Below are 2,238 nucleotides of genomic sequence, written 5' to 3'. Positions count from 1 at the left end.
CTGAAACTCTAACTTTAAGGGGTCACTACCCTGTTTTATCTGCAGGGACACTTTTTCATTTTTTTATTGTCCGGAAAATTCAGGTTTGCGCTTTTCCACAAACGCCTGAATGCCTTCCAGATGGTCTTTCGATTTGCGCATTGCCGACTGTGCGGCTGCTTCCATCTCCAGTACCTGTTCCAGTTCAGCCAGTTTTAATGAATGGAGAATTTTTTTGGATGCGAGCCGCGACAGCACCGGTGAACGGAGAACTTCTGTTGAATAGGCTTCTGCATGTTCCATGCCGCGCCCTTCCGCTGTCACTTCCTCGATCAGCCCTTTTGCGAGAGCATCATGCGCTTTCAGCGTCTGGCCCGCCCAAATGATTTCCTTGGCTTTCGGCACGCCGACCCGTTCTTTCATGAAGAAATGGCCACCGCCATCCGGAACCAGCCCGATGCCGATGAAATTCATCGCCAATTTGCTGTTTTCCTCTGCGATGACATGGTCGCAGGCAAGCGCCATGGAGAAACCGAGACCGGCTGAAGCCCCATGGATGACGGCAATTGTTATTTGCGGCAGCGTATAAAGTGCTTTTGCAAGCCTGCTTATATCTTTCATGACGAGATCAATGTCCATCGGATTATCAGGATCCATCATTTCCTTGATATCGCCGCCGGCAGAAAATGCCCTGCCTTCCCCGTAAATTTTCACGACATGAAGTGACTGGTCGTTTTGCAGTGACTTGAAGCAATCCGCCAGCTCCTTCATCATCCGTCCGTTCATGGCGTTCATGGAGTTGGGACGGTTTAATACAACATGGGCGATGCGGCCCTGCTTTTCCAGTCGAATTGTTTCATACATAGAAAAAAGACACCCTTTCGTAAAAATGAATTGTCATTCATCTTTACTTATTCGGTGTCTTTTTCCAAATCCCTTTATTTTTCCTTAAGGGATCTTCAGCTTACATGCTTTCGTATAAAGATTGAACCGGTTTGATCAAAACACGGTTTACTTCTTCGATCATTTGGCTGAGGCCCATTTCCGCTTCCAGCATCGCAAGAATTTTTTCGTTTTGCTGAGCCGCCATTGCTGTCGACTGAGCGCCCATCATTTCTTCTTCCGTAATTTCTTCACCCTGCTGCTGTTTTTGCTGAAGTGTGATTTGCAGATCGCGGAAACTCTTGAACAGATCATTGGCTTCGCTGTCTGATTTAACATTTTCTACAGCCGCCTCAAGTTTTTGGAACTCTTCTGTCGAACGGAATGTGCTTTCCAGTTTGTTGATGTCATCATAAATATTAACTGCCATTGTGATTCTCCTCTACATTGTATTCAGTGCCAGGCTGAGAATTCCCTGGACGACGCCGATGACGCCGCCAAGTAAAAAGCCGAGCGCTGTAATCATTTTCAATTCCCGCTGCGAAATCCCCAAAACGAGTTCTTCCAGGCGGTTCAACGGCAGAGAATCGACTTGCTCTTTGACCATGCCTTCCATATTGATCTTCTGCAAGGCTTCTTCCAGTTTTACCTCTCCCTGTTCAAAAGCGAATTCCACGACAAGGAGGATAATGTTTTTACTTGTCCATTCTAACCCTGTTGGCCAGGTCTCTGCAAGTGTTGCATCAAAACGGCCCTCGATATTCGCGGTTTCTTTAACGTATTGCTTTACTGCATCAATAGCCGGCTCGAAATCGAATTCCTTTAAAATATCCTCCGCTTTCCTGTCCTGCAGCTTTTCCCATTCCCCGTACGCCAGTGTTGCAAGCAATTCAAAAGTACGCGGCGAATTAAGGAATTTAATGATTTCAGGCTGGATCCGGTCGACTAAAAGGCGCGCTTCGCCGAACAGGGAATGCAGCATATTGCCAAAACGCCCCCGCGAAGACAGAAACTCATCCATGAATGTGCGGATTGTGTGGCGGCCTTCCATGGATGAAAAATAATCGGATCCCTGATCGATGGCATATTTCAGCCCCTGCAGTATTTTCAGTTCCGTCTCTTCCCGCCAATTCTCCGGCATCAGTTCGCGAATTGTCTTTCCTTCCGCATAATCCTGGAGTGACAAAACCTGGCGGTCGACCAGTTCATCCAGTTTTATCTCTATTTTCTCAGGGATTCCAGTCTGGCCAGCCGATTCCAGCCACTCGTTGATTGTGTTGGGTGACTGAAACACATGCCTGTCCAATTGATTGTGCAGCCACTTTTCAGCTTTTGCGCTCATCTCTTCATTCAAAAAGCGCTTTTTGAATGTTTCCG

Annotated in this window: 3 protein-coding genes; all 3 read right to left on the bottom strand. The window is 47.2% G+C overall.

The genetic code is table 11. From position 1 onward, the window contains the following. Positions 1 to 63 precede the first annotated feature (63 nt). Positions 64 to 843 (bottom strand): enoyl-CoA hydratase, encoded by a 780-nt coding sequence (locus KW93_RS12050; protein ID WP_033543273.1) that lies wholly within the window; start codon positions 841 to 843, stop codon positions 64 to 66. Positions 844 to 943: 100 nt separating this feature from the next. Next, complete coding sequence (locus KW93_RS12045) at positions 944 to 1,291, bottom strand: YlbF family regulator (protein WP_033543272.1); 348 nt, start codon at positions 1,289 to 1,291, stop codon at positions 944 to 946. Between the two features lie 12 nt (positions 1,292 to 1,303). Continuing rightward, positions 1,304 to 2,238, bottom strand: a 935-nt coding sequence (locus tag KW93_RS12040; RefSeq protein ID WP_033543271.1) for a DUF445 family protein, incomplete at its 5' end; no start/stop codon positions are given.

This window comes from Planococcus sp. CAU13, from assembly GCF_000775575.1.
Lineage (GTDB): Bacteria > Bacillota > Bacilli > Bacillales_A > Planococcaceae > Planococcus.
The sequence above is the reverse complement of the archived record's forward strand: the minus strand, read 5'-3'. Positions and strand labels throughout refer to the sequence as shown.

Excerpts from the sequence above, each read along its gene's own strand:
- KW93_RS12050 (WP_033543273.1), bottom strand. The coding sequence starts at position 843 with ATGTATGAAACAATTCGACTGGAAAAGCAGGGCCGCATCGCCCATGTT.
- KW93_RS12045 (WP_033543272.1), bottom strand. The coding sequence starts at position 1,291 with ATGGCAGTTAATATTTATGATGACATCAACAAACTGGAAAGCACATTC.